Origin of the sequence: Sphaerisporangium sp. NPDC051011 (assembly GCF_040653595.1) — a bacterium.
In the GTDB taxonomy this organism is placed as follows: domain Bacteria; phylum Actinomycetota; class Actinomycetes; order Streptosporangiales; family Streptosporangiaceae; genus Sphaerisporangium.
The window spans coordinates 47,082-69,379 of record NZ_JBFAGG010000007.1 but is presented as its reverse complement, the minus strand read 5'-3'; the positions used below and the strand labels follow the sequence as shown (position 1 = coordinate 69,379).

The 22,298-nt window shown below is 71.0% G+C and carries 22 protein-coding genes and 3 pseudogenes; 12 read left to right on the top strand and 13 right to left on the bottom strand.

The window, feature by feature from the left end; all coding sequences use genetic code 11:
- Nucleotides 1-6 precede the first annotated feature (6 nt).
- Nucleotides 7-567: a TetR/AcrR family transcriptional regulator C-terminal domain-containing protein gene (locus AB0H21_RS17715; protein ID WP_358518022.1), complete on the bottom strand. Its 561-nt coding sequence runs from the start codon at nt 565-567 to the stop codon at nt 7-9.
- A gap of 72 nt (nt 568-639) precedes the next feature.
- On the opposite strand from AB0H21_RS17715, the pseudogene AB0H21_RS17710 reads away from it, so the two are divergent.
- Nucleotides 640-1,539, top strand: a pseudogene (locus tag AB0H21_RS17710) (cytochrome P450); the annotation flags it as partial.
- A 12-nt stretch (nt 1,540-1,551) separates the two neighbouring features.
- Here AB0H21_RS17710 and tnpA read toward each other — a convergent pair.
- Nucleotides 1,552-1,782, bottom strand: a pseudogene (gene tnpA / locus AB0H21_RS17705) (IS200/IS605 family transposase); the annotation flags it as partial.
- 120 nt (nt 1,783-1,902) lie between these two features.
- Between tnpA and AB0H21_RS17700 the strand changes: the two are divergent.
- The 4 genes from AB0H21_RS17700 (at nt 1,903) to AB0H21_RS17685 (ending at nt 4,652) form a co-directional block, all read left to right on the top strand.
- Nucleotides 1,903-3,165 (top strand): transposase, encoded by a 1,263-nt coding sequence (locus AB0H21_RS17700; RefSeq protein WP_358517416.1) that lies wholly within the window; start codon nt 1,903-1,905, stop codon nt 3,163-3,165.
- A gap of 112 nt (nt 3,166-3,277) precedes the next feature.
- Nucleotides 3,278-3,856, top strand: coding sequence for a hypothetical protein (locus tag AB0H21_RS17695; protein WP_358517414.1), 579 nt, complete (start codon nt 3,278-3,280; stop codon nt 3,854-3,856).
- Between the two features lie 164 nt (nt 3,857-4,020).
- Entirely contained in the window at nt 4,021-4,254 is a 234-nt protein-coding gene (locus tag AB0H21_RS17690) for a hypothetical protein (RefSeq protein WP_358517412.1), read from the top strand.
- Nucleotides 4,251-4,652, top strand: coding sequence for a type II toxin-antitoxin system VapC family toxin (locus AB0H21_RS17685; RefSeq protein WP_358517410.1), 402 nt, complete (start codon nt 4,251-4,253; stop codon nt 4,650-4,652). The genes AB0H21_RS17690 and AB0H21_RS17685 overlap by 4 nt, the downstream gene beginning before the upstream one ends.
- Nucleotides 4,653-4,708: 56 nt before the next feature.
- Here the strand turns inward: AB0H21_RS17685 and AB0H21_RS17680 are convergent, their stop codons facing one another.
- A complete protein-coding gene (locus AB0H21_RS17680) occupies nt 4,709-5,557 on the bottom strand; it encodes a hypothetical protein (RefSeq protein ID WP_358517408.1) in 849 nt (282 codons plus the stop codon).
- The gene (locus AB0H21_RS17675) at nt 5,554-6,117 is read right to left on the bottom strand and encodes an ATP-binding protein (RefSeq protein WP_358517407.1); all 564 of its coding nucleotides are present in this window, start codon (nt 6,115-6,117) and stop codon (nt 5,554-5,556) included. Before AB0H21_RS17675 ends, AB0H21_RS17680 begins: the two co-directional genes overlap by 4 nt.
- A gap of 229 nt (nt 6,118-6,346) precedes the next feature.
- On the opposite strand from AB0H21_RS17675, the gene AB0H21_RS17670 reads away from it, so the two are divergent.
- From AB0H21_RS17670 to AB0H21_RS17660, 3 genes are all read left to right on the top strand, one after another.
- Complete coding sequence (locus AB0H21_RS17670; RefSeq protein ID WP_358517406.1) at nt 6,347-7,168, top strand: helix-turn-helix transcriptional regulator; 822 nt, start codon at nt 6,347-6,349, stop codon at nt 7,166-7,168.
- Entirely contained in the window at nt 7,159-7,359 is a 201-nt protein-coding gene (locus tag AB0H21_RS17665; RefSeq protein ID WP_358517405.1) for a DUF397 domain-containing protein, read from the top strand. The genes AB0H21_RS17670 and AB0H21_RS17665 overlap by 10 nt, the downstream gene beginning before the upstream one ends.
- Before the next feature lie 318 nt (nt 7,360-7,677).
- Nucleotides 7,678-8,088: a hypothetical protein gene (locus AB0H21_RS17660; protein WP_358517403.1), complete on the top strand. Its 411-nt coding sequence runs from the start codon at nt 7,678-7,680 to the stop codon at nt 8,086-8,088.
- A 137-nt stretch (nt 8,089-8,225) separates the two neighbouring features.
- Here the strand turns inward: AB0H21_RS17660 and AB0H21_RS17655 are convergent, their stop codons facing one another.
- The 8 genes from AB0H21_RS17655 to AB0H21_RS17620 all read right to left on the bottom strand — a co-directional run bounded on the left by AB0H21_RS17655 (nt 8,226) and on the right by AB0H21_RS17620 (nt 17,530).
- Nucleotides 8,226-9,185 (bottom strand): hypothetical protein, encoded by a 960-nt coding sequence (locus AB0H21_RS17655; protein ID WP_358517402.1) that lies wholly within the window; start codon nt 9,183-9,185, stop codon nt 8,226-8,228.
- Nucleotides 9,182-10,129 (bottom strand): hypothetical protein, encoded by a 948-nt coding sequence (locus AB0H21_RS17650; protein ID WP_358517401.1) that lies wholly within the window; start codon nt 10,127-10,129, stop codon nt 9,182-9,184. Before AB0H21_RS17650 ends, AB0H21_RS17655 begins: the two co-directional genes overlap by 4 nt.
- The gene (locus AB0H21_RS17645; protein ID WP_358517399.1) at nt 10,126-10,467 is read right to left on the bottom strand and encodes a PadR family transcriptional regulator; all 342 of its coding nucleotides are present in this window, start codon (nt 10,465-10,467) and stop codon (nt 10,126-10,128) included. The genes AB0H21_RS17650 and AB0H21_RS17645 overlap by 4 nt, the downstream gene beginning before the upstream one ends.
- Before the next feature lie 30 nt (nt 10,468-10,497).
- Nucleotides 10,498-11,709: a hypothetical protein gene (locus AB0H21_RS17640; RefSeq protein ID WP_358517398.1), complete on the bottom strand. Its 1,212-nt coding sequence runs from the start codon at nt 11,707-11,709 to the stop codon at nt 10,498-10,500.
- A gap of 32 nt (nt 11,710-11,741) precedes the next feature.
- Nucleotides 11,742-13,184, bottom strand: a complete 1,443-nt coding sequence (locus AB0H21_RS17635) for an MBOAT family protein (protein WP_358517396.1) — start codon at nt 13,182-13,184, stop codon at nt 11,742-11,744.
- 276 nt (nt 13,185-13,460) lie between these two features.
- A complete protein-coding gene (locus AB0H21_RS17630) occupies nt 13,461-14,375 on the bottom strand; it encodes an SDR family oxidoreductase (RefSeq protein WP_358517394.1) in 915 nt (304 codons plus the stop codon).
- A gap of 141 nt (nt 14,376-14,516) precedes the next feature.
- Nucleotides 14,517-16,088 carry a glycoside hydrolase family 3 N-terminal domain-containing protein gene (locus tag AB0H21_RS17625; protein ID WP_358517393.1) on the bottom strand — a complete coding sequence of 524 codons (1,572 nt, stop codon included), beginning with the start codon at nt 16,086-16,088 and terminating at the stop codon, nt 14,517-14,519.
- Nucleotides 16,089-16,363: 275 nt separating this feature from the next.
- Nucleotides 16,364-17,530 (bottom strand): acetyl-CoA C-acyltransferase, encoded by a 1,167-nt coding sequence (locus AB0H21_RS17620; protein WP_358517392.1) that lies wholly within the window; start codon nt 17,528-17,530, stop codon nt 16,364-16,366.
- Between the two features lie 156 nt (nt 17,531-17,686).
- Here AB0H21_RS17620 and AB0H21_RS17615 point away from each other — a divergent pair, with 156 nt between their 5' ends.
- From AB0H21_RS17615 to AB0H21_RS17600, 4 genes and pseudogenes are all read left to right on the top strand, one after another.
- Nucleotides 17,687-18,418 carry a TetR/AcrR family transcriptional regulator gene (locus AB0H21_RS17615; RefSeq protein ID WP_358517391.1) on the top strand — a complete coding sequence of 244 codons (732 nt, stop codon included), beginning with the start codon at nt 17,687-17,689 and terminating at the stop codon, nt 18,416-18,418.
- Nucleotides 18,415-19,098 (top strand): annotated as a pseudogene (locus tag AB0H21_RS17610) (DNA alkylation repair protein). Before AB0H21_RS17615 ends, AB0H21_RS17610 begins: the two are co-directional and overlap by 4 nt.
- Nucleotides 19,099-19,316: 218 nt before the next feature.
- Entirely contained in the window at nt 19,317-20,126 is an 810-nt protein-coding gene (locus tag AB0H21_RS17605; protein WP_358517389.1) for an SAM-dependent methyltransferase, read from the top strand.
- Nucleotides 20,127-20,300: 174 nt separating this feature from the next.
- A complete protein-coding gene (locus AB0H21_RS17600) occupies nt 20,301-20,933 on the top strand; it encodes a MerR family transcriptional regulator (RefSeq protein WP_358517387.1) in 633 nt (210 codons plus the stop codon).
- Between the two features lie 27 nt (nt 20,934-20,960).
- Here the strand turns inward: AB0H21_RS17600 and AB0H21_RS17595 are convergent, their stop codons facing one another.
- Nucleotides 20,961-22,253: an amidohydrolase family protein gene (locus AB0H21_RS17595; RefSeq protein ID WP_358517385.1), complete on the bottom strand. Its 1,293-nt coding sequence runs from the start codon at nt 22,251-22,253 to the stop codon at nt 20,961-20,963.
- Nucleotides 22,254-22,298 lie beyond the last annotated feature (45 nt).

Genomic DNA, 22,298 nt, shown 5'->3' with positions numbered 1-22,298 from the left:
CGCGTCTCAGGCGCGCCGGGCCTCGAGGCCGGCGATGATGAGCTCGACGGCGACGTCGAAGGCGGCGTCGGCGTCGCCTTCGATGGCCTCCAGCACCCCGCCCGCCTCGGCCGTCAGGAAGCCGAGGACGAAGGTGAACAGCACCTTGCGGGTGTGGACCAGCCGGTCGGAGGGCACGCCCGCGGCGACCAGGATGCGGGTGTACACCGTCCACATCTCGCCCTCGCGGTCGAGCAGCTCCGGGTGGGCGTTGACGTACGACCAGAGCGACGGGTGCGCGCGCGCCAGGCAGCGGTAGGCGTGGGCCAGCGCGCGGAGCTGGTCCTGCCACGGGGTGCCGTCGTCGGGCGGCAGCCGGAGCCGTGACCCCGCCAGGGCGCTGGCCCCGCGCAGCAGCCCGGTCTTGTTCGGCACGTGGTGGTACAGCGACATCGGGTTGACGTCCAGGTCGGCGGCGAGCTTGCGCATGGACAGCGCCTCCACCCCGGCGGCGTCGATGAGACGCAGGGCCGCCATGTAGATCTCCTCGGGTGTCAGGGGGCTTCCCCTGCGCGCACTCACAGCCATACACCGTATGATAGCGCCCATACAGTGTATGGCTGGCGGTATCAGAAGACCGCCGACGAAGGAGGGGTTCTCATGCCGGTCACCCGGTCCATTCCCGCCCCCCAGGGCCTGCCCCTGCTCGGCAACACGCTCCAGGTCCCGGCGCACGCGCCGAACGCGTACTTCGAGAAGCTCGCGGCCGAGCACGACGAGGGCATCTACCAGCTCGACCTGCTCGGCCGCAGGGTCCTGTTCGTCTACGATCCGGACCTGGTGGCGGAGGTCTGCGACGAGACCCGGTTCTACAAGGGCATCGACCCGCCGCTGTCCATCGTCCGCGACTTCGCCGGCGACGGGCTGTTCACCGCCCGCCACGACGAGCCGGTCTGGGGCCACGCGCACCGCATCCTTATGCCGGCCTTCAGCCAGCGCTCCATGAAGACCTACTTCCCGCAGATGCTGGAGGTCGCGCAGGCCCTGGCCGCCAAGTGGGCCGTCTCGGACGAGGTCGACGTGCCCGCGGACATGACCCGGCTCACGCTCGACACGATCTCGCTCACCGGGTTCGACTACCGCTTCGACTCCTTCGAGTCCCCCGAGCTCCACCCCTTCCTGCAGGCGATGGGCCGCGCCCTCACCGAGGCGATGCTCCGCGACCGGCAGGTGCCGCTGGTCACCAGACTGAAGAAGAAGCAGGACGAGGCCTACCGCTCCGACATCCACGTCATGCAGACCCTCGTGGACGAGGTCATCGCGCAGCGCCGCGCCGCCGACGGAGGCGGCAGCGCCAAGGACCTGCTCGGCCTGATGCTGGAGGCCGCCGACCCGCGCAGCGGCGAGCGGCTGTCCGACGAGAACATCCGCAACCAGGTGCTGACCTTCCTCATCGCCGGTCACGAGACCACCAGCGGGCTGCTCTCCTTCGCCCTCTACAACCTGCTGCGCAACCCGCACGTGCTCGCCATGGCCTACGCCGAGGTCAACCGGCTGCTGCCCGGGGACACCGTGCCCACGTACGAGACGATCATGAAGCTCGACGTGATCCCGCGAGTCCTGGCGCCGCATCCGGCGAGAGGAGACACCCCTAAGGCTGTTGACGAGCTGGGACAGGGCGACCTTGGGCGGGAAGTTCACCAGCAGGTGCATGTGGTCGCTCTCGCCGTTGAACTCGGCCGGCTCGCACTCGAAGCCGGCGCACACGTCCCGCATGATCTGCTCCATGCGTTCCAGGTGGGCCCCGGTGAACACCCGGTGCCGGAACCTGGTCGCGAAACCACGTGGGCGTGCAGGACGAAAACGCGGGGGCCTGCCGGTTTTTGATGTCTCCTTACTGGCTGTATACCGTACGATCACGTTGTGCAGCTCCGGTACAACTTCCGCCTCTACCCGACCGCTGGTCAGCGCGTGGCGCTGGCCAAGGCGTTCGGGTGCGCGCGGATAGTGTTCAACGACGGGCTGCGCGCACGGTCCGACGCCCACGCGGCCGGGTTGCCGTACATCTCGGACGCAGAGCTGTCCAGGCGGGTCATCACCGAGGCGAAGAAGACCCCGGAGCGCTGCTGGCTGGGTGAGGTGTCGGCTGTGGTGTTGCAGCAGGCGCTGGCGGACCTGAACCAGGCGTACCGGAACTTCTTCGACTCGATCAGCGGGAGGCGGAAGGGGCCGAAGGTGGGCCCGCCCCGGTTCCGGTCCCGCAAGGACAACCGGCAGGCGATCCGCTTCACGAAGAACGCCCGGTTCTGTGTCACGCTCGGCGGGGGGTTGCGCCTGCCGAAGATCGGGGATGTGGAGGTCCGCTGGTCTCGTTCCTTGCCCGCCGATCCATCCAGTGTGACGGTGGTCAAGGACGCGGCCGGACGGTACTTCGCCTCGTTCGTCGTCGACGTCGAACAGCGGCCCCTTGCGCCGGTCGAGTCCGAGGTCGGAATCGATCTCGGCCTGTCCGCCTTCGCGGTCTTGTCCGACGGGCGGAAAATAGACGCTCCGCGTTTCCTGCGCAGGGCGGAGAAGAAACTCAAGAAGCTCCAGCGGGCGCTGTCGCGCAAGGTCAAGGGTTCGAGCAACCGGGCCAAGGCCCGGCGGAAGGTCGCCCGGCAGCACGCGAAGGTCGCTGACGCGCGCCGCGAGTTCCACCACCGGCAATCCACCCGGATAGTTCGCGAGAACCAAGCGATCTACGTGGAAGACCTGGCCGTGGCGGGACTGGCGCGCACCCGGCTGGCCAAGTCCGTGCATGACGCGGGGTGGTCGGCTTTCGTCGGCATGCTGGAGTACAAGGCCGCGCTGTACGGGCGGGTCTTTCATCGCATCGACCGGTGGTTCCCCTCCTCCAAGCTGTGCTCCGGGTGCGGGACTGTCGCCGGCAAGATGCCGCTGAAGGTCCGGGAGTGGAGTTGCCCGTGCGGGGTGGTTCACGATCGGGATGTCAACGCCGCACGTAACATCCTGGCCGCCGGGAGGCGGCAGGTCGCCGCTGGACGGAAACCCGCGCCTGAGACGGGCGGGAAGCGGAGACCCAAAACGCCTGTGGAGACAGGTAAGACCCGGACCCCCGCGCCCCGGCGCGGTAGGAAGGGCACGGTCGGGGAAGCAGGAAGCCACCGAAGTGCCGCCGCATGAGCATGCGCGGCACAGGCGGAACCCCCGGGCTTCAGCCCGAGGAGCGCGTCAATACTCGATCTCCTCCTCGCCGCTCGCTTCCCCCGGCCGCGTCCGCGTCACGGTCGGCCTGGTGGAGGGGCCCTCCTGGTCGGGCGGCGGCGCCTACAGGGGAATGTGCTCGGCCTACCTGGCGGACCTCGCGCCCGGCGACGTCTTCTACGGATACGTCAGGGTTCCGAGCCCGCCGTTCCGCCTGCCCGCCGACCCGGCGACCCCGGTGATCCTGGTCGGCCCGGGCACGGGGTTCGCGCCTCTGCGCGGGTTCCTGGAAGAGCGGGCCGCCACCGGGGCGAGCGGGCCCGCCGAGGTCTTCTACGGCTGCCGCCACCCCGAGCACGACTGGCTGTACCGGGAGGAGCTGCGGGCGTGGGAGGACGCGGGGGTGGCCCGCGTGCACACCGCGTTCTCGGCCGTCCCCGGCCATCCGTTCCGCTTCGTGCAGGAGGCCGTCGCCGCCGAGGCCGACCGGCTCTGGGAACTGCTGGAGGACGGGGCCCACGTGTACGTCTGCGGCGACGGCCTCCGCATGGCGCCCGCCGTACGCAAGGCCCTGGCCGCGATCTACCACGACAGGACGGGCGGCGACGGCGACCGGTGGCTGCGCGCCCTGGAGGATGAGGGGCGCTACCAGCAGGACGTGTTCGCCTGACACCCCGACCGCGAACGACGGCACCTGAAACAACGGCCCGCGCCGCCGAAAACCCCGGCGGCGCGGGCCGCGTACGTGAGAGGATTTCACCGTTCGTAGTCACAACGACACGGAAGGCGACATCCCCCTTGTCTGCTGTCCTGACAGAGCCATACAGTTACTGCATGGCGACGGTTGAGGTACCCGACGTGCCCGATGAGCTGGTGAACGCCCTCAAGGCCCAGGCCGCCGACAGCGGGCTCACCCTCACCGCGTACCTCCGCGGAGAACTCTCCCGCCTGGTCGGCGTCTCTCCCAACGCGCATGTGGTGGAACGCATGATGCGTCGCGACCGCACGGGAGGTCCGACCACCGAAGAGACGGTCGCCCTGATCCGACGGACCAGGGACGCATCTTGATCGTCATCGACTCGTCGGCGATGGTCGACGCCCTCGTGGACTATCCGGTCAATACGCACCTCATGGCCCTGATCGCGGAACAGGAGCTCCACGCACCCGCGCTACTGGACTTCGAGGTCGCCAACGCCCTCCGAGGTCACCTCCGTGGCAAAAAGCTGGAGGAGTGGCAGATCAACGGTGTCCTGGACGACTTCAACTCGCTGAACGTCAGGCGTTACCAGTTGTCCGGCGCGCTGCGGCATTTGCTCGACCTCCGCGACAACTTCACCGCATACGATGCCGCTTACGTGGTGCTGGCGAAAGCCCTCGACGCCCCCCTGCTCACGGCGGACGTGAAGATGAAGACTGCGGAGAAGTTCGGCGTCCAGGTACGGATCGCCCGTAGCAGCGACATGTGACGTCATCTCACACGAATGGCCGGCGCCCCGAGAGTCGGGATGCCGGCCATTGGTGTTCAGAGGAGGTCGTGGAGGGCCTCGGTGAAGCGTTCGGGGCTGCCGGGGGCGAAGGCCAGGTAGAAGTACGGCTCGGTGAGTTCCAGTTCCATGAGGGCCGGGGTGCCGTCGGGGAGGCGGACGAGGTCCACGCGGGCGTACAGCAGGCTCTCGGGGATCTCGCCGAGCGTCTTCTCGGCGACGGCCACCTGGTCGGGGGCGGGCTCGCGCAGGTCGGCGCCGACGTGGTTGGCGCGGGGGGCCGCCGTCCCGTCGGCGAGCATCGCGGTACGGCGCACGGCGTGGCTGAACCGGCCGCCGAAGTACAGCAGCGACAGCTCGCCTTCGTCCTCGACCATGCGCAGGTAGGGCTGCACCAGCGCGACCTTGCCCTCGGCGACGATCATCTCGGCCTGCCGCGCGGCCTCGGCGGCGTCGGCCGTGCGGATCGTGTCGCGCGCGCCCGCCGAGACCGACGGCTTGACGACGTACTCCTCCCCCGGCCTCCACCCCTCCCACGACGAGACGTCCGGGTCGTCGCCGGGGCCGATCCAGTGCGTGGGCACGATCGGGACGCCTCCCGCCGCCAGGTCGCGCAGGTAGGTCTTGTCGGTGTTCCGCTCCAGCACGGACGCGGGGTTGAGCAGCCGCGTCAGCCCCTCCACCCGGCGGGCCCAGTCCACGAACTCCCGGCGCCGGTCCACGTAGTCCCACGGTGAGCGCACCACGGCGGCGTCGAACGCCGCCCAGTCGGCGGACGGATCGTCCCAGCTCACCGCCGCGCCGTCGATGCCCGCCTCGCGCCAGTGCGCGAGCACGACCTCTCTGTCGTCGTCCGGACCGTCATAGGTGACATAGGCGATCTTCACCGGCAGCTCCATCCCGTGGCCGACGTGTCAGTACCGTGAGCATCGTACGGACATGTCATCACCGGGGAGTTGACCGGGTCGTTACCCGGACCTGGGTCAGCGGGAAACGACCCCGGCTCGGAACCCTGGAACGACGTCGAATTCGAGCCCTTGAACGACCCGTGAGCCGAGCCCTTGAAGCGGACCGCGAACCAGACGACCCGGCCGGCGCCGTCCCGGTACATCCCCCAGCGCTCGGAGATGGCGTCCACCAGGAAGAGCCCTCGCCCGCTGTCGCCATAGGGGTCGTCCCGGACCTGCGGCTCCCCCTCGGACCCCGCGTCCAGGACCTCGACGTGAATGCTCCCGTCGCACTCGCTCACCGCGAGCGTCACCCGCCCGCCATCCCGGGAGTCGGAGTGCGTGACGCTGTTCGTGATCAGCTCGGACACGAGCAGCACCACCTCGTCCCGCACGGGATGCCCGCTCCCCAGCACCTCGGCCACAAACCGCCGAGCCCGCGAAACCGATTCGGGTACGCCGGGCAGTTCCAAAACGCCCAGCACTTCGCCTGTCACCATGGCGTCCTCGCTTCGTCTTTTGGCGGCTGCGGAATGACACGCGGCCAGCCACGATCCCGTGCCATCGGCGCCCCATCTCGCAGCGACAGATCTCGGAAAGAAGGAATTGCCTTCCCAGACTGACTCCGCATGGATACGCTGCGAAGCGAAACGGTCACACAGTGAACACACTCTTGCTGTGCGAAGCCCACACTGATCGCCAACGAAGAACCCGCGTAAGGGAGGGTCCTTGCCCCAACCGATCCCTCTGCGCCCGGACGCCTCCCCCCTGGCGCTGTTCGGCTACGAGTTGCGCCGACACCGCGAGGAGGCGCAACTCACTCAGGAGCAACTGGCGAAGAAGATCGCTTTCTCCACCAGCCTGGTCGGAATGATCGAAAGAGCGGCACGTCGGCCCGAGAAGGCGTTCGCCGAGAGATGCGATCAAGCACTGGGCCTGGATGGTGTCCTGACGCGATTGAGCGCCATCGCCCGCCGGGAGACCGACGCCGAGCACTTTCGAACGTGGCTGGACATCGAGCAGGAAGCGGCGACCCTGCGAGCGTGGGATCCCCTGCTGATACCAGGCCTGCTCCAAACGCAGAGCTATGCGCGTCGCATCATCGCCGGCGAGCCGGGCATCACTCCCGAACAAGCCGACCAGCAGGTGGCCGGTCGAATGCGGCGCCTGTCGATCTTGTCGCGAGAGGATCCCGCGATCATCTTCGCTCTCATCGATGAGGGCGTTCTCCGTAGACCCATCGGCGGGCCGGACACCATGCGAGAGCAGTTGGCCTACCTACTTCAAGTAGCAGAACATCCCACGGTGACGATTCAAATCGTGCCGTACAGCGCGCAATCAACTTGCGGGCTCCTGAGTGCCTTCGTCATTACAGAACAACACAATTGTCCCCAAGCAGCCTATGTGGACTGTTCTCCGCGAGGCCGGACGATAGAAGATCGAGCAGCCGTCTCGGAGCTAGCGAGGCGCTACGACACCATCCGCGCCGAAGCGTACCCACAGCACTTGTCGATCAAGCTCATCGAGGACGTGATGGAAAAATGGCTCTAAGTCAGGCTCGATGGCGAAGGTCAAGCTACTCCGGATCGGATGGCGGACACTGCGTGGAGGTGGCCGGCAACCTCTCGGACATCGTCGCCATCCGCGATTCGAAGAAGCCACAGGGCCCCACTATTACGGTTGCGGCAGACGAGTGGCGCACATTCACCGGAAGCCTGAAGGCCGCCCACACAACCACCTGACCTGCATCCACAGCACATCACTCTGGGACGGCAGACCGACCGAGAACGGGAGGATCTGGTGCCTCGCCGCAACAGGCGCTGGCTTCACCGTCGTCGCTTCCCGCCGACGCGGCGCCGGATTGAGCACCCCTTGACCAGAGCGGAGGGTGTCTTTCAGCGCGGGGCGGCGGGCGGGCGGCGCGAGGATCCGCGTGGGGTCTTTCGGGGTGAACCGCCGCGTACTGGTGCGAGCGGGGGCCGCGCTTTACCTCGCGGGTACTTCGGGTGGGTGTGCGGGGGGTACGAACGTCATGACAGGGGGGCGCCATGAGGAAGATCATGAAGGTTGTCGCCTTCGCGACCACAGCCCTGTTCACCATGTTCACCGCGTCCGCCGCCTCCGCCGTACCGACCGTGACGGCCCGGCCCGCCGGGTCCGGCGTGCCCGCGGGCGGGGGGCCGCCGGGTCCTGAGGTCAGGCAGTCCGTCAGCCTGGAGCAGTACCGGATCCTGAAACGTCAGTGCAAGTACGCCGACACGCCCAAGCGCCGCCGGGAGTGCCGTGCGGAGGTCGTGAGAAAGTACGTGATCGGCAAGAGGGCCACGAACCTCGACTGCCGGACGTACTCGGGCGTGACCGTGTGCGGCACGCTGTCGCTCAGCCCGCGCCAGCAGCGATGCGTGGACCAGTCCGTGGCCGCCGGCCTGACCTACCGCCGCGCCGAAGTGGAGTGCTACGCGTTCTACTGACAGGCGCCGGAACCTGCTCACAGGTGACGGGGCGTCTCCACGACCGGGTGGCGCCGTCGTCACCACAGCACGTAGTCACCACAGCCATCACCACCACGGCACCGTGTCACCGTGGACGGTCCTCGATCGGGCGGTCGTCACCACAGCCACTCGTCCAGGCCGTACTCCAGGTACGCCCGCCGGACGATCGCGGCGTGGCCGGGCTCGTAGGCTCGGTAGAACCGCCGGCCGCATTCGAGGTCGTCCAGGGCCGCCCTGATCTCGCGGGTGAGGTACGGGGTGGCGTCGGCGGGCATCAGGGACGGGAAGTAGTCGTGGTCGGGCAGGTCGCCGGCCTCGATCGCCGGGCGGGCCATCGCGCGCCCGAGGGCCTTCGCCTCGGCGTGGAAGACCTCCGGGCCCCGGCGGGCCAGCGCGGACGGCGTGCCGGACGGGACGGAGTACCCCTTGTTCCTCAGGCAGCGCGCCATGTCGGCGCCGAGCGCGGCGAGGCGGGGGTCGCCGTCCAGCTCGCGTGTGACGAGCCGGTCGATGCGCTCGTTCGCCTGGATCATGTGGTCGATGATCGACGTGACGTCCTTGCCGGTGGTCATCTTGACCGCCTTGCTGTAGCAGGCGTCGCCGGCCTTCCCGTAGGCGGCGAACTGGGTGCGGGACAGCGCCATGGCGATCGTGTTGTTCGGGTTCACCGGGGCGTCGGTCTCGGCCTGGGGGTTCCCGAACTCGCGGGGATACGCGTAGAGGGCGAAGATCCCGAAGCCGTACTTCTCGCGAAATCTGCGCATGGCCGGGTACTCGCCCGCGTCCCGGGCCCGCGCCTCCGCGGCATCCCGGCGGATGGGGTTGACGTACGTGGAGAGGTACGGCACGTACCGGAACCCGCGCCGCCTCATGCACTCCGCGCGTATCTCCTCCCGCGCCTGGGCGAGCTGCGCGGGTCCGCGGAGCAAGGGCTCCTGGGGACGGCCGCGCGCCTGGGTGACCGCCCACATGTCCACCGCCGCCACCGCGGCGAGCGCGGTCAGCACGGCGGCCCCGGACCATATCGTGGCGCGGGCCGTACGCGGGCCGATAAGGCGGCCAGCGGGCGGCGTCACAACAGCGCGTGACGCCGGGCGTGCAGGGGCACGGCCGCCGCGGCGACGGTCAGCAGCACGAGCACGCCCAGATGGGACAACTCCTGCCGCCCGGCTGAGAACCCGTGGAAGGGCACGAGCACGTCGGCCCGAGAGGTGGTCACCCCCTCCAAGCACGCGACCACGGCCGGCGCCAGGGCGAGTGCGGCGGCCAGGGCCCAGCGCGGGTCGGCCGCGACGCGACCGGCCCAGACGGCCAGGCACAGCAGCGCCAACTCCAGGCCGACCCTCACCGCCGCGCGCGGCGACCCTGACTCGACCATCAGCCAGGAGGCCGGGTCGACGCCCGCCGTCAGCGGCACCGCGAGCCACCACCGCCAGGTACGCCTCCTGAGCGGCCCGCGCCGGGCGGCGAGCACCGCCAGGCCCAGGAACGCCAGCGCGTACGCGGCGACGGGCGCGACCGGGCCTCCCCGGGAGTACAGCGGGGGCGCGTTCCACGCTCCATCGGAGAAGACCGGCAGCAGGGTCTGGTCCAGCCAGGGATGCCCGAGCACCACGGCGAGCACCTTGCCGCCGACGAGCGCCACCAGCCCGAGCGCCGCACGCACCCATCCCCGGGTGACGGCGAAGAGCGTCACCGCGGCGAGCGCCGTCCAGACCGGGACGGACCTGGCGTACGGCACCAGCACCCCCAGGTTGAGCACCGCCAGGACGGTGACCCCGAGGTGGACCCCGTCCGCCCACGCGGGCCCGCGACCGGCGCCGAGCGCACGGGCCCGCGCGCCGCCCGCGACCAGCGCCAGCGCCTCACGCGGCCATGGCACGGCGCGACCGTCACCGTCCGTCTCCAGCAGCGTGGCGATCATCTCCTCGCCGTGAGCGGCCCTGTACTCACGGGGGTAGGCCCGTAACAGCCACCGGTACCACCGCTCCGGCCCCGTCAGGGCGGTGGGCCGCCTCACGACGGGGCCGTCCTCGGGGGCTGGGCGCGGGCGGTGACGATGGAAGCGGCGTGCTGCATGCGGCGGGCCTCGGCGAGCACCAGGCCGGTGCCGTCGTCGGTGAGGCGGAAGTAGCGGCGCGGGCGGCCGTCCACGACCTCCTCGTGGTCGATGGCGATCAGGCCGTTCGCCGCGAGGCGGTCGAGCGCGCCGTACAGGGTGCCGACGGGGAGCCGGATGCGGCCCTCGGACAGGTCGACGACGCGTTTGATGATGCCGTGACCGTGCAGCGGGCCGTCGAGGAGGGCGGCGAGGATGAAGTAGGTCGGCTCGCTCACCGAGGATGATCCGGCGGCCATGGCCGAGACCATACTCTCCCGGAAGTACGGTCAGCCCGACGGGCGCCGCTCGGTGGCGCCCTGTTCCGGACCCCGGCCGCGCAGCGCCTCTCCAGGCCGACGCGCGGGCGGCAGCGCCTTTTCGAGGGCGGTCAGCGTCGCGTCGGTGAGCATCTCCCCGTGGCCGCCCGCCCAGTAGCGCTCGACCATCTCGAACACCACCACCTCGCTGTCGCGCACGTACTCCGCGACGCGCGCGGGACCGGCATTGGCGGGGGCGTCGCTGCGCAGGACCGTCAGACCGGCGAAGTACGGCGTGATCCACGGCAGCGACTCGCGGGTGAACGAGTCGCCGATGAGAAGAGTGTCCGGCCGGAACAGCGCGGCCCCGGAGGTGGTGTTGGCGACGCGCACGGCGACCGGCGCGTCCCGGTCGTCGCGCCCGAGTTCGCGCACCCCGTCGCGGACGAGCCCCCAGCGGGCGACGGTCTCGGACCGGGACGCGCCGAGCAGCCGGCCGAGGTCCCCTTCCCGGACATAGGGCCCGAGAGGGACGTGCCGCGTCCCCCGGGACAGGTCCGGCTGGAGCGCCCGGGCCAGTTCCGTGCCGTACAGGGCGGCGGCGCGTTCGTTCCAGTGACTGTCGGTCCGGAAGTAGGCGGGCTCGCCGGTCGCGCGTTGGAGCTGTTCCAGCGGGGCCCGCAGGTCCAGGTACCCCGGCACCCGCGCGGCGGCCAGCGCGGTCCAGAACGCGTCCTTGCGCCGGGCCAGGCAACGCTCGCCGAGGAACCTGTCCGGCAGCTTGTCCGGATAAATCGTGGTCTTGTCCGGGGCCACGGTGAACACGAACCTCCGCCCGGACGCGCGGACGATCTCCCCCAGCCGCCGCACCCGGGCCAGCACGTCGGCCGTCGTCCCCACCGGACGGCACGCCTCGGCCATGTCGTCGCCGAAGTACAGCCAGCCGTCGCGTCCCTCGACCACCCGGGGGTAGGTCAAGGGGTCGCCCGCCGCGTAGGAGGGCGGCTCCCCGAACAGCTCCTCCGACAGCGTGGCCTGCGCCCGCACGGCGTGCCCGCGCAGCGGGAGGTGGTCGACGGCCCACGCCTCGAAGCGGGACGGGAAATCGCCGGCGGGCGACAGCGCGGGGAAGCCGGCCAGCCTGCGGTTCTCGATCTCGGCCGCCCGGTCTCCGGCGGCGAACGCCAGGGCGGGGCCGAAGAAGAACAGGCCCGCGCCGAGCATGGCGATCCTACGGCTCATGGGCGATCCTCCCTCGCGCGACGTGTCCATGATCAGAACTGGTAGTAGAGAAATGGGCTGAACGTCCCGGCGGCGACCAGCACGGCGGCGTACGGCGCGGCCACCCAGGTCACCGTGGCCCGCGCCGCGCCCACCACCCACCGCGCGGCCCGTCCCCGCCCCTCCTCCAGGATCCGCCCGAAGCCGGGCGAGGCGGGCAGCAGCACCACGCCGAGTGCGAGGGCGAGCACGAGCGTCCGCCGGTGGTCGAGGGCGAACAGGACGAACTCATCCAACTCGCCGCCCCGCGCGCCCGCCATCGCCGTGAGCATGCCGACCGCCTGGCTCATGTCGGCCGACCGGAACACCACCCAGCCCACCATCACCAGCAGGAACGTCGCCGCGCGGCGCAGCACCAGCGACGGGACCCCGCCGGGCGGTCGGTCCCAGCCGAGCAGGCGCTCGGCCACCAGCAGGCCGCCGTGGTAGAGGCCCCAGCACAGGAACGTCCAGTTCGCCCCGTGCCAGAAGCCGCACAGCACGAAGATGATCACGAGGTTGCGGTACGTGGCCCGCGTCCCGCGGCGGTTGCCGCCGAGCGGGATGTACACGTAGTCGCGGAACCAGCGCGACAGGGAGATGTGCCAGCGCCTCCAGAAGTCGGTGACGGAGCAGGCCGAGTACGGGCGGGCGAAGTTCTCCGGCAGCCGGAACCCGAACATCATGCCGAGGCCGACCGCCATGTCGGAGTACCCGGAGAAGTCGAAGTAGATCTGCACGGTGTAGGCGAGGGCGCCGACCCAGGCGGTCGCCATGCTCGGCTGCCCGGACGCGAACGCGGCGTCCGCCACCGGCGCCACGGTGTCCGCGACGATGACCTTCTTGGCAAGGCCGAGCGCGAAGCGGGGGAAGCCGGCCGCGAAGTCGGCGAACCGGTCGCGGGCCGTGTCGGCGAGTTGGGCCGATATCTCGTGATAGCGGACGATCGGCCCCGCGACGAGTTGCGGGAACATCGCGATGTAGGTGACGAAGCCGACCAGGCTGCGCTGCGCGGGCCTGCTCCCCCGGTACACGTCCACCACGTACGAGATGTGGTGGAAGGTGAAGAAGGAGATCCCGATCGGCAGGGCGAGGCTCACGATGGGGCTGTGCCCGAGGCCGAGGGCCGCCGTCAGCGCGTCGATCTGGCGGCTCGCGAACCCGGCGTACTTCCACACGGCGAGGATGCCGAGGTCCCACGCGATCGCGGCGGCCGCCACGGCGGCGCGTGCCCGGGGCCGCCCGGCCAGGCGGGCGGAGTCCACCGCGATGCCCGTCGCGAAGTTGACGGCGATGGCCGACAGCAGCAGCGCGGCGTACGCCCCGGCGCCCCAGGTGTAGAAGATCAGGCTGGCGGCCGAGACGATCCAGTTGCGCAGGCGCCGGGGCGACGCCCAGTACGCGGCCAGGGTGGCCGGCATGAAGAACCAGAGGAACAGCGGTGAGGCGAAGGACATCGGGCCGTTGTCAGCCGGGTAAGCCGGGGACGGCGACGTCCGCGTGCCGTGCGAGGACCTCGGAGCGTGCGGGGGCGTCGGGCATGCCGGCGACCATACATCGCCTCACGAAGTATGGTCAAAGCGCCCGGCGCGCGGCCTCCGCCCCGCGACGGGCGATCAGGACACGCCACGAGCTCCGTCCCGCGGCTCCCGAGCGGTCCGGCCGGGCCTCGCGGACGCCGGCACGGGCGGGCCGGTCCGGCGTCGCGAACAGGTCAGATCTGGGCGAAGAAGCTACTTCTGCGCGAAGCCGTACACAGGACCCGGGAGGGGCGCCTCGACCAGGAGCTTGTTCACGGCCTCGCCGACCTCGTGGAGCTCCCAGCGCGAGCCCTTGTCCACGCCCGGGCCATCGCTCCAGCCGGTCGCGATGGAGATCATGCCGCCCTCGACCTCGAACACCCGCCCGGTCACCCCGGCGGACTCGGCCGAGCCCAGCCAGACGACCAGCGGCGCCACGTTGGCCGGGTCCATGACGTCGAAGCCGGTCTCGGGCGGGGCCACCATGTCGGCGAAGAACTCCTCGGTCAGGCGCGTGCGCGCGGCCGGCGAGACCGCGTTCACCCGCACCCCGTACCGCCCGAGTTCGGCGGCGGCCGTGTGGGTGAGCGCGACGACCCCGGCCTTGGCCGCGGCGTAGTTGGCCTGCCCGACGCTGCCCAGCAGTCCCGCGCCGGAGGTCGTGGTGATGACCCGTGCGTCCACGGGCTCCCCGGCCTTCGCGCGCTCGCGCCAGTACGCGGCGGCGTGCCGCAGCGGCAGGAAGTGTCCCTTGAGGTGGACCCGGATGACGTCGTCCCAGTCCTGCTCGCTCATCGAGACGATCATGTGGTCGCGCACGTAGCCCGCGTTGCCGACGAGCACGTCCAGCCGGCCGAAGGCGCTGACGGCGGTTTTCACGAGCCGCCCCGCGCCGTCCCAGTCGGCGACGTCGTCGCAGTGGGCGACCGCCTGCCCGCCGAGGTCGCGGATCTCCTCCACCACCGCCTGCGCCGGGCCTCCCGAGCGTCCCTGGCCTCGCGTGTCGGTCCCGAGGTCGTTGACGACGACCTTGGCGCCCTGCCGGGCGAACTCCAGGGCGTACTGCCGGCCGATGCCCCGGCCGCCCCCCGTCACCACGACGACGCGCCCGTCACAGATACCGCTCATTCATCGATCCTTTTCCGTCGTGATCACCGAAGTTTTCCCTGGAAATGGCGACATATGTTGGGACTTCTGGGATTATCGCCAACCAGCACGGCGGCCCCCCATCGGGGCCACCGGAACGGGAACATCGGCGGGCGTCCGGCGTCAGGGCGCGACGGTGGGCAGGCCGGTGAGGACCTCGGCGGCGGCCTGACCGCAGACGCGGGCGGCGCCGTGCGTGGCGATGTGGACGGCCCCGAGGTCGGTGCGCCCCGGCAGGCCCATCTCCACCACGACCGCGTCGGGCCGCGCGGCCAGCAGGCGGACGATCGCGTCGGTCTGCCAGGCGTGACGGTGCGCGTCGCGGACGACCACGACCAGCGGACGGTCGGCGGCCGTGCCGCTCACGACCTCGTCCACCGCCGCCCGCGCCTCCTCCTCGCCCACGCGGGTCACCGTGGTGCCGGGGAGGAGCTTGCCGAGCGGCTCGCCGACGCCCCAGGGCATGTTCTTGTCGATGGCGAGGTTCATGCGTGGCGCCAGCTCGACCACGTGCGGCGCGGCGGCCAGCGGCAGCACCCCGGCGGGGTCGCGGCCGGCGATCCGGACGGCCCGGCGCGCCGCGTCGAGCCCGACCGGCACATGCCTGTCCGCCGCGGCCCCGTTCGCATCGCCGCCCACGGTCAGGATCGCGGTCCCCCGCCCGTCGCCCGGAGCGCTCGCCGCGGGCACGGAGAACGCGCCGGTCCAGGCGGTGAGCGCGCCGACCCGGCGGGCTGCCTCCACGAGCCGCTCCTCCGGCAGCACCCCCTCGGCGACCGCGTCGGCGATCGCCTCGCGGATCGTCACGACGACCGCCTCGTCGGCGCTCTCGCCGCCGACGCAGATCAGGTCCGCCCCGGCCGCGACCGCGCGCACGCTACCGCCGCCGATGCCGTACCGCTCGACGATCGCCGCCATCTCCACGGCGTCGGTGACGGTCACCCCCTCGAAGCCCATCTCGTCCCTGAGCAGGCCGGTGAGGATGCGCCGGCTCAGCGTGGCGGGCAGTTCGGGGTCGTACGCGGCGACGAGCAGGTGACCCGTCATGATCATGCGGACGCCCTCGGCGATGGCCGCGCGGAAGGGCGCCAGCTCCACCTCGTGGAGCCGGCGGGCCGAGGCGGTGACCGACGGCAGCCCGTGGTGGGAGTCGACGGCCGTGTCGCCGTGGCCGGGGAAGTGCTTGGCGCACGCGGCCACGCCCGCCGCCTGGAGTCCCCGGACCCAGGCGGCGGTGTGCCGGGCCACGAGGCCGGGGTCTGCGCCGAAGGACCGAAGGCCGATGACGGGGTTGCCCGGGTTGGAGTTGACGTCGGCGGCGGGCGCGAAGTCGACGTTGATCCCCAGCGCGGCGAGGTCCACGCCGATGCCGTGGGCGATCCGCTCGGTGAGCGCGACGTCGTCCACCACGCCGAGGGCGTAGTTGCCAGGCCGGGAGCTGCCGGTGTGCGCCTCCAGCCGGGTGACGTCCCCGGTCTCCTCGTCGATGCCGATGACGGCCTCGGGGCGTTCGGCGCGCAGGGCCGCGGTGAGCTCGGCCAGCTCGGACGGCGTTCCGACGTTCCTGGAGAAGAGCACCACTCCGGACAGCCCTTCGCCGAGGCGGCGGCGGAGCCAGTCGGGGGGTGTTCGTCCTTCGAACCCGGGGAGGAGGACCGAATCGGCCAGACGCAGTAATTCAGGGCTGCGCTTCATTCACACTCCTCGCCTGGCGGCAACGTCGGCGGCTCGCGCCGGAAGCTCGCAGGACAGTACGGGGCTCGACGCCCGGGAGAGGACTCTCCCACGGCCGCCGTCTCGGGCATTTCGACAATCTAATAGGAAAGTTTCCTGTATTCCATACCCCGCGACCATTGCATCTCGGTATTTGAGAACGCTCCCATATTCGGAGCGGACCGTAACCAGCCCTCCCCCGCGCCGCCCGCCCGGCCCCCGCGGAGCGGGCTTACAACAGACCCCGGGAATCGCGGTCAGAGGCGTTCGACGACCGTCACGCCGGCCTGGCCGCCCTCTCCCATGACCTGCAGGCCGTAGCGCCCGCCGGTGCGTTCGAGCTCGTGCAGCAGCGAGGTCATCAGCCGCGCGCCCGCTGCGCCCGCGGGATGCCCGAAGGCGAGGGCGCCGCCGTTGGGGTTGACCCGCTCCGGGTCGGCGCCCGTCTCGCGGATCCAGGCCGGCGGCACGCAGGCGAACGCCTCGTCGACCTCCACGACGTCGAACTGGTCGATCGCCATGCCCGTCAGGTTCAGGGCCCGCGCGGTGGCGGCGACGGCGGCGGACGGCGTCCCGGGGCCGGAGCCGCGCGCCGAGGTGTGGTGGATCCGGGCGCGCGGGCTCAGCCGGTGTTCCCGCACGGCCCGCTCCGAGGCGATCAGCAGGACGGCGGCGCCGTCGGCGGCGTGCGCGGACAGCCCGGCGGTCAGCCTGCCGCCCTCGGCGAGCGGCTCCAGGGCGGCGAGTTCGCCCGGGGTGACGTCGCGCGGTCCCTCGTCGGCGAGCAGCCCGGCCACGGGGACGACCTCGCGCTCGAACCGCCACTCGCCGGTGGCCCGGACGGCGCGCCGGTGGGACGCGACCGCGAACTCCTCCATCCGCTCGCGGGAGATGTCCCACTTCTTGGCGATCGCCTCCGCCCCGCGCAGCGGCGAGGGCTCCCGGCCCCCGTACCGCGCCTGCCAGCCGCGGGAGCCCGCGACCGGCGTGGCGAACCCGAGTGCCTTCGCCGCGGCCGCCGCCTTGGCGGACGGCACCATGCTCGCGCTCTGCACCCCGCCTGCGACGACCAGCCCGGCGTTCCCGCTCCACACCGCGTGCGCGGCGAAGTGGACGGCCTGCTGTGAGGACCCGCCCTGCCGGTCCACGGTCACGCCGGGCACCTCGCCGGGCAGCCCGGCGGCCAGCCAGCACGTGCGCGCGACGTTCCCCGCCTGCGGCCCGACCGCGTCCACGCAGCCGAAGACGACCTCGTCCACGGCCCCGGGATCGGCGCCGGTACGATCGAGCAGTGCCCGGATCACGTGGGCGCCGAGGTCCGCGGGGTGGGCCCCGGCGAGCCCGCCGCCCTCCCGGCCGACGGGGGTACGCACGGCGCCGATGACGTAGGCCTCCGTGTCACGAAGGGCCGTGCGAGGGGTCATGCGGGGGTCGTCCTTCCCGTGCTCCGGCTTCACGGCGGCCCGGCGCGGCCGTGATCGTAGCAAGCGCTTGGTGCGCGCGCGAACGCGCGGTGAGCAGCCGACTCGCCGTCCTCGTTAGGCGAACAAGCGATTGCACGGAGGCCCATAATGGAGGACGTGAACACCCGAAAGAACTCCGGCGGCGCGTCCGCGGTCGCCGCGACCCCCACGGGCGCGGTTCCCCGTGGCGGCTCCGCGGCCAAGCGCCAGGGCACCACCACACGCCGGGCGGCCGCTTCGGGCTCCGCCTCCGACCGCCGCGACCACCTGGTGAAAATCGCCGCCGAACTCTTCGCCCGCAAGGGCTTCCAGGCCACCACCGTGCGCCAGATCGCCGACGAGGCCGGCATCCTCTCGGGAAGCCTCTATCACCACTTCGACTCCAAGGAGACGATCGTCGACGAGGTCCTGTCGACGTTCCTCCGAGACCTTATCGCGCGCTACCGTGCGGCCCTGGCGACCGACGGCGACGCCCGTGCCGTCCTGTCGGAGATGGTGCGCATCGGCTTCGGCACGCTGGAGCCCCACCGCGCCGCCATCACGGTCATGCAGAACGACTGGAACTACCTGCGCTCCCTGCCCGGCGACCGCTTCGACTACCTCATCAAGGCCGAGGACGAGGCTGAGCGCATGTGGATCGCCCAGATCAAGCGCGGCCAGTCCGAGGGCCTGATCCGCCCCGACGTCGACGTCAAGCTCACCTACCGCATGATCCGCGACACGATCTGGGTCGCCGTGCGCTGGTTCCGTCCCGGCGGGCGGCTCAACACCAACGCGCTGGCCGAGCACTTCATCACCGTCCTGTTCGACGGCCTCGCCACGGGCGAACGGACCAGCCACAAAGCATGACCCCGCTCCACAAGGCCGTGCGGCTGGCCCTCGCCGAAGTCGCCGACCCGGCCAAGGCACCCGCCATGCAGGCGTACATGAAGTCGGCCATGCCGTTCCTCGGCGCGCAGGCCACGCCGAGGCGGGCCGCGCTGAGGCGCGTGTTCGCCGAGCACCGCCTGGAGACCGCGCCCGAGTGGCGCAGGGCGGTGCTGGCGCTGTGGCGCGACGCCGAGTACCGCGAGGAGCGCTACGCCGCGATCGAGCTGTGCGCGTTCCGCTACTACAAGGGCTTCCAGACGCTCTACACCGTGCCGATGTACGAGGAGATGATCGTCACCGGGGCCTGGTGGGACTACGTCGACGACCTGGCCACCCACCGCGTCGGCGGGCTGCTGCGCGCGTACCCCGACACGATGCGCCCGCTGATGCTGGAGTGGGCGGCGGGCGCCGACCTGTGGAAGCGGCGCACCGCGATCCTCTGCCAGAACTCCTTCAAGGAGCGCACCGACCTCGGCCTCTTATACGCCTGCATCTAGCCGAGCCTGTCCGACACCGACTTCTTCGCCCGCAAGGCGATCGGCTGGGCGCTGCGCGAGTACGCCAAGACCGACCCGCGCGAGGTCGTCCGGTACGTCGAGCACAAGGGGCTGAACGGCCTGAGCCGGCGGGAGGCGCTGAAGAACCTCCCGGCGACCTGAGCCGGCCGATGCGCGGCCCCGTCGAACGGTCGCAACGGTTTTCCTCCCGTTTCCCTGTTGTTCACCTTTTGGCCACGCTGCGTGGTCGTCGCCTGTGACCGTGTTGTGAGTTTTTGACGAAAAACCGTCACATGATCAACATGATCTGGTTTTTCGTCTATATTCGGCGGTAGAGCATTGATCACACGGCGTGATTCCCGGCGAGGGCGAGGGCGCGTATGACCGAAGGCGAAAAGGCGTTACCCGGGATCGATCCCCGGACCCCCAGCGTGGCCCGCATGTACGACTACTACCTCGGAGGAAAGGACAACTTCGCGTCGGACCGCGAAGCCGCGGAAAAGATCATCAAGCTGTTCCCGAACGCCAGGGATTTCGCCCGCGACAACCGGGGCTTCCTGAAGAAGGCCGTACGACTCCTCGCCGAGTCCGGAATCACCCAGTTCATCGACATCGGCACCGGGCTTCCCACCCAGGAGAACGTCCACGAGGTCGCCATCGCCGCCGCGCCCGACGCGCGCGTCGTCTACGTGGACAACGACCCCATCGTGCTCGTGCACGCCCGCGCCCTGCTGGCCGACAGCTCGCGCACCATCGTGGTCGAGGGTGACCTGCGCGACCCCAAGGCGATCCTGGAGCACCCGCGCGTGCGCGGCCACCTCGACCTGGACAAGCCGTTCGCGGTGATCCTTTGCGCGATCGTGCACTTCGTCGACGACGATGACGAGGCCGCGAGCATCGTGTCCTACCTGCGGGGAGCGATGGTGCCCGGGGGGGCGCTGGTCCTGTCGCACGGGTACAAGGGGAGGGTCGCGGCGGACGCCGTGGCGCAGGCCGAGGAGATCTACACGCGCACGAGGGGGACGCTCAAGCTGCGCGACCACGACACGATCGCCGAGTACTTCACCGGCCTGGACATGGTGGAACCGGGCCTCACGTACGTACAGGCGTGGCGGCCGGACTTCGAGGTGTCGGTCGACCCCTCGCGGCCGGGCGCGCTGGTGGGCGTGGGGCTCGTCCCCCGGACATAGGCACCGCCGCACCCCGGGGAGTAATAGGGGGCTTCGCACGACACAGGGGGCACGGGGGACACAGGGGACACGGGGGACATCGCGCACCGGCCACACAGGCCGGGCGCCCCAGCCGTTCGGACACACCGGCCGCATTGGATAGTCACAGTATCCAAGGCGAGGTACGATCGCCTCATGCGGATATCCCAGCTCAGCGCCGCGTCGGGTGTGCCGATCCCCACGATCAAGTACTACCTGCGCGAAGGGCTGCTTCCCCAGGGAGAGCAGACGGCCGCCACCCGGGCGGAGTACGGTGCGGCCCACCTGCGCAGGCTCAGGCTGATCCGGGCGCTGCTGGAGGTCGGCCGCGTGCCCGTCGCCACGATCGCCAAGATCATCGCCGCGGTCGAGGACGAGGACATGCCCGTCCACACGATGCTGGGCACCGCGCACTACGCCCTCGCCGCCCCCGCGGAGCCCTCCCCCGGCGACGCCGGGCACGCCAGGGCGCGCGAACGCGTCGAGGCGCTGATCGCCGGCCTCGGCTGGCACGTGAAGTCCGACGCGCCCACGCGCGACGAGCTGGCGGAGATCATCGTCCGGCTCGACCAGCTCGGCATGCCCGCCACCGACGAGCACCTGCGCGACTACGCCGACGTGACGATGCGGCTGGTCTCCGAGTACGACATGGCGCTGATCCCGTTCCACGGCCCGCGCGAGACCGCAGTGGAGTCGCTGGTGATCGGGACGGTCCTGTACGGGAAGGCGTTCGACGTGCTCAGGAGGCTGGCCCAGGAGTCGGAGTCCGCCCGCATCCTCGGCACCTGAGCGACGCCGCGCCCGTGCCGTCCCCGCTCACGCCCCCGCGGCGGTGATGTGCCCGGCGGACTCGGTGAGGGCCGCGATGAGCGCGGGCAGGTCATGGCCGCACAGCACGCCGTCCCTCTTCACCACGCGCCCGCCCACCAGGACGGTGTCGACCGAGCCGCGCTCCGCCGACATCACCACCGAGGCGACGGGATCGTGCGCGGGGGCCAGCCCCAGCGTGTCCATGCGCAGCAGGATCAGGTCGGCCTGCTTGCCGACGGCGAGCGACCCGGTGACGTCCCCGAGACCGGCCACCCGCGCGCCCTCGATCGTGGCCATGCGCAGCACGTCCGCGCAGGTGAAGCCCATGCCCGCCCCAGCGGGCCGCGCGCGTTCCAGCGTGTACGCCGCGCGCATGATGCCGAACATGTCGCCCGGGCCACTGGCCACGGTGTCCGCGCCGAGCCCGGTCGGCAGTCCCGCGGCGCGGGCGCGGCCGGTCGCGGGATAGCCGATGCCGAGCTCGGCCTCCACGAACGGCGTCACCGAGGCCAAGCCGCCGCTGTCCGCGATCCGCCTGAGCGCGTCGTCGGTGTAGAAGTTCGGGTGGACGTACATCGTGCGCGGGCCGAGCAGGTCGTTCCTGACGAGGAAGTCGAGGCCCCGCTCGGCGCTCTCGGCGTCGTGCGCGCCCATGTGCGCCGACAGCGGCAGGTCGAGGTCGCGAGCGAGCCGCCACTCGTGCAGGGCCAGCTCCTCGCTGACGATCTCGGGGCCGAGCGCGGCGACGGCCATCGTCAGCAGGCCGCCGGCACCGTCCGCGTACTCCCTGTGGACGCGGCGGCCCTCGGCGGCGAGCCCGGCGGGCCCGCCGTCGCCGCCATAGCAGTAGCCGAGCACCGCGCGGATGCCGGACCGCTTCAGGGCGTCGGCCACGGCGTCGGTGTGCGCCGGGCTGAGCTGGATGTGCGACCAGTCGAACACGGTCGTGATCCCGGAGTCCAGGCACTCCAGCGCCCCGGCCAGGTTGCCGATGTGGACGTCCTCGGGGCGGTACCGGGGCGCCAGCTCGCCGAGCACGCGGCCGAGGTAGCCGCCGAGGGTGACGTCGGGGGCCACCGACCGGATCGCCGCCTGCCAGGTGTGCCGGTGGGTGTCGACGAATCCGGGCATGACGATGCGGTCCATCGCGTCGATCACCTCCGCGCCGGGTACGTCCGGCAGCGAGGGTTCCACGGCGGCGATCAGGCCGTCCTCGACGAGGATGTCACCGCTCCGGACGACCGGAGTGGGATCTGTGTCGATGAGAAGCCCATTACGGATCAAAAGCGACGTAGACATGGCAGAAAACTTAGCTAAAAGCTTTTGAGAAAGCAATATGGGTGA

What these genes read in the sequence shown, in the direction of transcription:
- AB0H21_RS17715 (WP_358518022.1), bottom strand. Translation starts at nt 567, where the DNA reads ATGGCTGTGAGTGCGCGCAGGGGAAGCCCCCTGACACCCGAGGAGATC.
- AB0H21_RS17690 (WP_358517412.1), top strand. Translation starts at nt 4,021, where the DNA reads ATGGCGACGGTTGAGGTACCCGACGTGCCCGATGAGCTGGTGAACGCC.
- AB0H21_RS17675 (WP_358517407.1), bottom strand. Translation starts at nt 6,117, where the DNA reads ATGGTGACAGGCGAAGTGCTGGGCGTTTTGGAACTGCCCGGCGTACCC.
- AB0H21_RS17665 (WP_358517405.1), top strand. Translation starts at nt 7,159, where the DNA reads ATGGCTCTAAGTCAGGCTCGATGGCGAAGGTCAAGCTACTCCGGATCG.
- AB0H21_RS17660 (WP_358517403.1), top strand. Translation starts at nt 7,678, where the DNA reads ATGAAGGTTGTCGCCTTCGCGACCACAGCCCTGTTCACCATGTTCACC.
- AB0H21_RS17645 (WP_358517399.1), bottom strand. Translation starts at nt 10,467, where the DNA reads ATGGCCGCCGGATCATCCTCGGTGAGCGAGCCGACCTACTTCATCCTC.
- AB0H21_RS17640 (WP_358517398.1), bottom strand. Translation starts at nt 11,709, where the DNA reads ATGAGCCGTAGGATCGCCATGCTCGGCGCGGGCCTGTTCTTCTTCGGC.
- AB0H21_RS17635 (WP_358517396.1), bottom strand. Translation starts at nt 13,184, where the DNA reads ATGTCCTTCGCCTCACCGCTGTTCCTCTGGTTCTTCATGCCGGCCACC.
- AB0H21_RS17630 (WP_358517394.1), bottom strand. Translation starts at nt 14,375, where the DNA reads ATGAGCGGTATCTGTGACGGGCGCGTCGTCGTGGTGACGGGGGGCGGC.
- AB0H21_RS17625 (WP_358517393.1), bottom strand. Translation starts at nt 16,088, where the DNA reads ATGAAGCGCAGCCCTGAATTACTGCGTCTGGCCGATTCGGTCCTCCTC.
- AB0H21_RS17620 (WP_358517392.1), bottom strand. Translation starts at nt 17,530, where the DNA reads ATGACCCCTCGCACGGCCCTTCGTGACACGGAGGCCTACGTCATCGGC.
- AB0H21_RS17605 (WP_358517389.1), top strand. Translation starts at nt 19,317, where the DNA reads ATGACCGAAGGCGAAAAGGCGTTACCCGGGATCGATCCCCGGACCCCC.
- AB0H21_RS17600 (WP_358517387.1), top strand. Translation starts at nt 20,301, where the DNA reads ATGCGGATATCCCAGCTCAGCGCCGCGTCGGGTGTGCCGATCCCCACG.
- AB0H21_RS17595 (WP_358517385.1), bottom strand. Translation starts at nt 22,253, where the DNA reads ATGTCTACGTCGCTTTTGATCCGTAATGGGCTTCTCATCGACACAGAT.